Source organism: Myxococcus sp. AM009, from assembly GCF_013372605.1.
Taxonomy (GTDB): domain Bacteria; phylum Myxococcota; class Myxococcia; order Myxococcales; family Myxococcaceae; genus Myxococcus; species Myxococcus vastator.
Genome location: NZ_JABXEP010000258.1, coordinates 1 through 7,104 on the forward strand (window position 1 = coordinate 1; position 7,104 = coordinate 7,104).

Here is a 7,104-nt window from a genome sequence, read left to right on the forward strand (position 1 = left end):
GAGCGATAGGCGCGGCGGGCGAGGTGGGCCACATGGTGGTGAAGCCGGGCGGGGCCCGCTGTGGCTGTGGCCGGCGCGGCTGCCTGGAGGCCTACGCGGGTCGTGCGTCCATGGAGCGCCGGGCGCACAAGGCCGTGCGCCAGGGCGAGACGACGGTCCTCTTCGATTTGATGCGGAAGAAGGGCCGCACCCGGTTGACCAGCAGCATCTGGGCCCGGGCGCTGGCGCAGGAGGACACGCTGGCCGCGTGGCTCATCGGCCGCGCGGTGCGGATGCTGGGCGCGGGGCTTGCCTCCGCCATCAACCTGCTGGACGTGGAGGCCGTCGTCCTGGGCGGAGGCCTGGGCACGCGGCTGGGCCCCGAGTTCGCCGGCCACATCCATGAGGCCATGCGCCCGCACATCTTCGTCCCCGAGCGCCAGCCGCCCGTGCGCGTCGCGGAGCTGGGAGAACTTTCCGGTGCCATTGGCGCCGCGCTGCTGGCCCAGCCGCCCATGAAGTGAGCCGCGGTGCACGAGGCCTTGGGCGCTCCACTGGACGCCCGCCCACACGCAGCGTGGCAGGCGGCGGAAACCCGACCCCAGGCGCATGGAATGCCCGGGGGCCAGTCAGGTAGTCTCCGCGCCTCCCCGCTCCCTGGTCGACTACTGGAGGCACCTGTCGTTGGCACTCCGCACACGGATTCCCCAGACCTTGTTCTTCCAGCAGCCGCCCTCCAACCTGTGGCCGCTGGTGGGCGTCATCCTGGCCTCGGCGGTGCTCGTCGTGGCCATGGAGCTGACCATCGCCGTCTTCTCGTCCGCCGGACTGGAGGGCATCACCCAGCGCAACACCTACTCCATGCTCCTCAGCGTGGGGGTCATCTCCGCGGTGACGGGCCTGCTGTGGGCGGTGACGAACCGGGTGGGAATCTCGGGGGCCCTGGTGGCGGCGGCGATGCTCTTCACCGTCACCCTGCACATCCGGAAGGTGCAGCTCATCGACCGGCCGCTGATGCCCTGGGACTTCCTGGAGTGGCGGCAGGTGACGTCGCTGGCGCCCACGCTGCTGCCCGGCGGCGGCGCGGTGGCGGCCATCGGTTCGTGCCTGCTGCTGGTGGTCATGCTCGCCGTCATGTGGCGCGCGGTGGCGCGCGGCACGCCCCGGTACCCGTTGCCCAGGGCCGGACGCCGCAACCTGGCGCTGGCGGCGGTGGCGTACCTGCTGGTCATCATCTTCCAGCAGCACCTGCCCGTGCGGCGCGTCTTCAACCGCTTCGGCATCTACGACCAGGTGTGGGACCAGCGCTCCAACTTCCAGATGAACGGGCTCACGCTGATGATGCTCTGGAACTGGGAGGGGCTGCGGCTGCGGCCGGGCAGTGAGTACTCCCGGGCGCAGGTGCACGCGGCGCTGGGCGTGCCTCCGGGCGTGGTGCCCGCCGCGCCCCAGGAGCCCGTCGACGTCGTCGTCTTCATGGCCGAGTCGCTCTGGGACCCGACGCGGCTGGGCATCCCCTTCAGCGAGGACCCGCTGCCCTTCGTGCGGTCGCTCATGGGGGGCCACAGCTCGGGCAACCTCATCAGCCCGGCCTTCGGCGGCGGCACGGCCAACGCGGAGTTCGAGCTCCTGACGGGCATGTCCTCGTCGTTCGCCCCGGACGGCGCGTTCCCCTATCAGCACTATGTGCTCCGGCCCGTGGACGCGCTGCCGTCGCTGTTCCGCCGCGCGGGCTACCAGACGGTGGCCATCCACCCGTTCCACTCCTTCTACTGGAGCCGCGACGTGGTGTACCCGCTCCTGGGCTTCGACACGTTCCAGTCGCTCACGGACTTCCCGTCACCCCGGCTGGAAGGGCCCTGGGTGTCGGACGAGGAGGTCGTCGACCACATCCTCCACGAGCTCTCCGACGAGCGTCAGCCGCGCTTCATCATGGCCGTGACGATGTCCACCCACGGGCCCTACAACCTGCCGCTCACCGGAGACGAGCGCATCGAGGTTCAGGGCGAGAAGCTCTCGCCGGACAACCGACTGCTCTTGAAGAACTACGTGCACAAGCTGCGGCAGATGGACACGGCCGTGGAGCGGCTGGTGCGCAGGTTGGAGACACGCAAACGCAAGACGCTGCTGGTGCTCTTCGGGGACCACCTGCCGATGCTGGGCTCGGACTACGCGACCTATCGCGAGGCCGGCTACTTCCAGGAGCCGTGGACGGACGCGCAGCGCGAGCGCATGGCGGAGGTCCCCGTCGTCCTCTGGACGAACTTCCCCACGCCCCGGCAGGACATCCACCTGAGCATCAGCATGCTCACCCCGCGCATCCTCGAGACGGCGGGGCTGCGGCCTCCGGGCTTCTTCGCCTTCGTCTCCGAGCTGTCCAAGGTGCTGCCCGTCGTCCGCGGAGACCTGCTGCGCAACGCCTCCGGCGAATACCTGCCCGCGGGCGACAAGGTCCCCACGGCCCAGGAGCCGGGCTCATGGGAGGACTGGATGCGGCGCTACCGCCTGCTCACGTATGACCGGCTGGCGGGCGACAACTTCAGCGCGGCCCAGCCGGCCGGGGCGGTGTCTCAGGAAGCGCTGTGACGGGGGCCGCCGGCCGCCGCGCCCACGCGGGGAGCCTGTCCTTGCGCCGCAAGGCGGGCTGCTCCACCCACCGCCACGACACCGCCGCGAGCAGCAGCACGCAGGGGAGCGCCACCGCCGCGTTCACCCACCACGCCGTGCGTCCGCCCAGCAGCGCGGAGACGGTCTGCTGCACGGGGAAGGCGTAGAGGTAGACGCCGTAGGACAGGTCCCCCCGGCGTCCGAAGTCCGCCAGCGCCCCCAGGGGCCGGAAGGCGAGGTACAGCACCACGTACCCACCCAGCAGGCCGGTGGCGATGCGGCAGCCGTACCCGAGCCGGGCCGTGACGAGCCACCCCGCGACGCACGCCGCCGCCACCCAGGGGCTCATGCGCACGTGCGCGCGCCACTGGTACAGCGCCGCGCCGCCGCCGAAGTACAGGTACAGCTCCGGCCAGAAGCCCAGCCGCCCGGTGACGAAGGTGGCCACCGCCGCGCCCACGAAGCCGAAGATGACCACGCCCCTGCGCAAGAGGCCCGCCAGGCCCAGGCCCAGCGTCAGCACGTAGAAGCCGACCTCGTACTTCAGCGTCCACAGCGAGCCGTTGACGGCGTGGGGGTAGGCGTTCGCCTCGAAGACGCCCGGCAGGTGCCACTGGGGCCAGCTCAGGGCGAAGTTCCCCAGCAGGTACAGGGCCGTGTCCGGGGACGTGAAGTAGTCGCCCAGGGGCAGGCGGGTGAAGGCCGGTCCCAGCACCCCCACCGTCAGGAGCAGCATGGCGCCCAGCCCGGGGAAGATGCGCAGCACCCGGGCCCAGATGAAGCGCGCCGTGTCGGGCGTCCGCTCCCAGCTGCGGGTGATGAGCACGCCGCTGATGATGAGGAACACCGCGACGCCCAGCCGTCCCAGGGAGAGCTGTCCCCGGGTGAAGGACTCCAGCGGCTCCACCGTCCCCTTGCCCTCGCCCAACGGGAAGGCATGGCTGAACAGCACGCCCGCCGCCGCGGCGAAGCGCAGGAAGTCCAGGTTGTTGCGGCGCGAGTCGAGGCGCGTCTGCAACGTGGGCGCGGAATGCGGGGACATGGGGGCGGGAAACGATGGCATTGTGGCCCACGCCGCACACCCATGAAAAGCAGGCAGGAGAGGGCCGCCTTCGTTCCCATGCGCGTCTTGCTTGGTATCCACCATCCCCTGAATCCGGACATGGGGGCGCCGGGGGTGACGCTCGCGCTGGGGCAGGCGCTGGCGGCGCGGGGCTGCCAGGTGGACTACTTCAGCTACGACGACGCCTATCCCGGCCTGCGGCACCACACCACGGCGCACGAGCTGCGCTTCCCGTGGAAGCTGACCGCGCACCTGCTGCGGGCCGCGGGCCAGTACGACGTGCTGGACATCACCACCGGGGATGCGTGGCCCTGGATGCGCCTGGGCCGTCCGGGCGCGCGAGCCCGTCACGCCCTGGTGACGCGCAGCCACGGCCTGGAGCACACCTTCTCCGAGCGGCTGCGCGCGGACGCCCGTGCGGGGCACCTGACGCTGAGCTGGAAGTACCCGCTGTACCACGGCGGCTACCGCCTCTGGGAGGTGCGCCAGTCCCTGCTGCGCGCGGACCATGCGGTGCTGCTCAACACGCGGGATGCCGCCTACGCGACGGAGCGGCTGGGCGTGCCGGCCCGCCAGGTGAGCGTCATTCCCCATGGGCTGGATGTGGCCTTCCAGGGGCTGCCGCCACCCACGCCCTCCGCGCCCGGTGCGCCGCTGCGGGTGGCGTGCGTGGGGAGCTGGCTGGCGCTCAAGGGGCGCGCGGAGATGGTGGCCGCCGCCACCCGGCTGCACGCCGAAGGCGTGTCCTTCACGCTGACGTTGTACGGCACGGGCAACCCGGAGGCGGAGGTGCTGGCGGCGTTCCCCGCGGGAGCGCGCGAGCGTGTGCGCGTGGTGCCGCGCTATCCACGCGCCGGGCTGCCGCGCCTGCTGCTGGACGAAGAGGTGCTGTTCTTCCCCAGCCACTCAGAGGGCTTTGGGATGGCGCTGGTGGAGTCGATGGCCAGCGGGCTCGCGCCGGTGTCGACGCCGGTGGGCGTGGCGCCCCAGGTCGTGCGTGACGGCGAGACGGGGCGGCTTGTGCCCATGGGAGACGTTGACGCACAGGTGGCGGCGCTGCGCTCGCTGGCGGAGGACCGCGCTCGCCTGCTCTGGTTGCGTGAAGCCGCGCAGGCGGCGGTGCGGGACATGACGTGGCGGGACATCGCCGCGCGCACGTCAATCCTTTACGAGACGCTTCTCCGCTCGCCGCGGACCGTCTAGAAGGGGCGCCTGCCTGGTTGGACGACAGGCGGACGCAAGGGCCCATTGCTTTACAATGCTATCGCACTCCAGCGTGCATTGACGCGTGGAGCCACCGGCCGCCACGATGCACGGACGGTGCGCGCCCCATGATTACGCTCTTCGTCGCTTTCTTCGTCTCGCTGTTGGTGGCGCTGGCGCTGACGCGGCTGGTGCGGGACCGGGCCCTGGCGTGGGGGTGGCTGGACCAGGCGAACTCCAGCCGGAAGGTCCATGTCCGGCCGATTCCCCGGCTGGGCGGGGTGGGCATCGTCGGTGGGTTCTTCGCGCCGCTGTGCGCGTTGTTCCTGGTGGACTCTGGCGTGGGGTACCACTTCCGCTCCCACACGGAGCTGGTGGCGGGCCTGTTCCTGGGCGGCGCGGCGATTGTGGCGTTGGGGCTCTACGACGACCTGCGGGGCGCGGGCGCCCGGCTGAAGTTCGCCGTCCAGTTCGCGGTGGCGTTCGGCCTGTATGTCATGGGATTCCGAATCGACGTCATCGCCAACCCGTTCGGCCCGGAGCTGGTGTTGGGCGCGCTGAGTCTGCCTTTCACCGTGTTGTGGGTGGTGGGCGTGGTCAACGCGCTCAACCTCATCGACGGCCTGGATGGGCTGGCGGGCGGCGTGGCCTTCTTCGGCGTCGGCACCAACTTCATCCTCGCGCTGTCGCGAGGAGACGTGCTGCTGGCGCTGCTGATGGCGGCGCTGGCGGGCGCCATCCTCGGGTTCCTGGTGTTCAACTTCAACCCGGCCTCCATCTTCATGGGGGACACCGGGAGCATGTTCCTGGGCTTCGTGCTGGCCGCGGTGTCCATCCAGACGAGCACCAAGAGCGGCACGGCGGTGGCCATGCTGGTGCCGGTGATGGCGCTGGGGCTGCCCATCATGGACACGCTGCTGGCCATGGTGCGGCGCTCGCTGCTGGGGCGGCCGATGTTCAGCGCCGACCGGGAGCACATCCATCACCGGTTGATGAGCCACCTGGTGCTCAGCCACCGCGCCACCGTGCTGGTGCTGTATGGCCTGTGCGGCCTCTTCATGCTGGTGGCGCTGGCGCTGAACTTCGCCAACAGCGCGCAGAGCGCGATGCTGCTGTGTGGCATGGGCGTGCTCATCGTGCTGCTGATGCGGCGGCTGGGCTACCTGGACCTGGGCCGCGCAAGGGACGTGCACCAGGCGCGGCAGCGCAACCTGTGGCTGCGGACCATGGTGAAGGATGTCACCCGGGCGGTGCGCGCGGCGCCTTCGCTGGAGGGCGTGTGGAACGCGGTGCGCCCGCTGGCGGATGCCATGAACCTGGCGCGCCAGGAGTTGTGCTTCCAGCGCATCCGGCCCACGGGGCTCGCGGACAACATCGTCTTTGAAGCCCAGCGGCTGGCGGGCGCGGGGGCACCGTTCGAGGTCAGCATCGCCATCAAGGTCGAAGGCGAGGTGCTGGGCGCGATGCTGCTGGTGTGGCGGGATGGCCGAGCCGCCATCAACCGCGATGAGGAGCTGGCGCTGGAGCAGGTGGCGGACGCGGTGGCGGAGAGCGCCGAGCGGCTCCAGCCTCGGGTCGACGCCGGGCCTGGGCGCCTGGTCGCGCTGAGGAAGTGATGCCCGACGGGCACGCCGCGCCGCGCCCCCGGCAGGAGCGCCTGACACCCGTGGGCGCGAGCGCGCTCCTGGCCCTGCTGCGTGCGTGGCCGGACGCCCCCTCGGGTGCGCCGCCGGGAGGCGGGGACGCGGAGGCGCTGGTGCGCGCGGCGGTGCGCCACGGGCTGGTGGGCTTCGTGGCGCACGCGGTGGAGCGGGCGGGCTGGGCGCTGCCCGAGCCCGCGAGTGCGTCCCTGCGCCGGGAGTCCCTGGGGGGCGCGGCGCGTGCCCTGCGGGTGAAGGCGCTGCTCTTGCGAAGCCTGGACGCGCTGGCGACGGTGGGACAGGTGCCGGTGCTGCTCAAGGGGTACGGGCTGGCGCTGCGGCTGTATCCGGACCCGTTGCAGCGCGCCACCACGGACGTGGACCTGCTGGTGGCGCGCGCGGACGTCGGTGCCGCGGCGCAGGCACTCGCGCGCGTGGGCCTGTCTGCGCGGCGGGACGATGGCGCCCGTCATGGCGAGGAGGACTCCCACCACCTGGAGCTCGCGGGGCCCGCGGGCATGGTGGAGCTGCACTACCGCGCGCTCGCGGGCTGGGGCGAGGCCCTGGAGGGCGACGCGCTGCTGGCACGGGCGGAGGCGGGGGCGGTGGATG

The 7,104-nt window shown here is 71.6% G+C and carries 6 protein-coding genes; 5 read left to right on the forward strand and 1 reads right to left on the reverse strand.

Annotated elements, in window-relative coordinates; genetic code table 11:
• Both HV824_RS34205 and HV824_RS34210 read left to right on the forward strand, forming a co-directional pair.
• A partial coding sequence (locus HV824_RS34205) for an ROK family protein (protein ID WP_176425134.1) occupies nucleotides 1–503 on the forward strand: 503 nt, incomplete at its 5' end.
• Between the two features lie 160 nt (nucleotides 504–663).
• The gene (locus HV824_RS34210) at nucleotides 664–2,565 is read left to right on the forward strand and encodes an LTA synthase family protein (protein WP_176421487.1); all 1,902 of its coding nucleotides are present in this window, start codon (nucleotides 664–666) and stop codon (nucleotides 2,563–2,565) included.
• Here the strand turns inward: HV824_RS34210 and HV824_RS34215 are convergent.
• Complete coding sequence (locus HV824_RS34215) at nucleotides 2,519–3,649, reverse strand: acyltransferase (RefSeq protein WP_176425135.1); 1,131 nt, start codon at nucleotides 3,647–3,649, stop codon at nucleotides 2,519–2,521. The two genes, HV824_RS34210 and HV824_RS34215, sit on opposite strands and share 47 nt — an antisense overlap.
• 57 nt (nucleotides 3,650–3,706) lie before the next feature.
• Between HV824_RS34215 and HV824_RS34220 the strand changes: the two genes are divergently transcribed.
• The 3 genes from HV824_RS34220 to HV824_RS34230 all read left to right on the forward strand — a co-directional run.
• Entirely contained in the window at nucleotides 3,707–4,852 is a 1,146-nt protein-coding gene (locus HV824_RS34220) for a glycosyltransferase family 4 protein (RefSeq protein WP_176425136.1), read from the forward strand.
• A gap of 128 nt (nucleotides 4,853–4,980) precedes the next feature.
• On the forward strand, nucleotides 4,981–6,468 hold the full coding sequence (locus HV824_RS34225; RefSeq protein WP_176421490.1) for an MraY family glycosyltransferase: 1,488 nt from the start codon (nucleotides 4,981–4,983) through the stop codon (nucleotides 6,466–6,468).
• A partial coding sequence (locus HV824_RS34230; protein WP_255208570.1) for a nucleotidyltransferase family protein occupies nucleotides 6,468–7,104 on the forward strand: 637 nt, incomplete at its 3' end. The genes HV824_RS34225 and HV824_RS34230, both read left to right, overlap by 1 nt.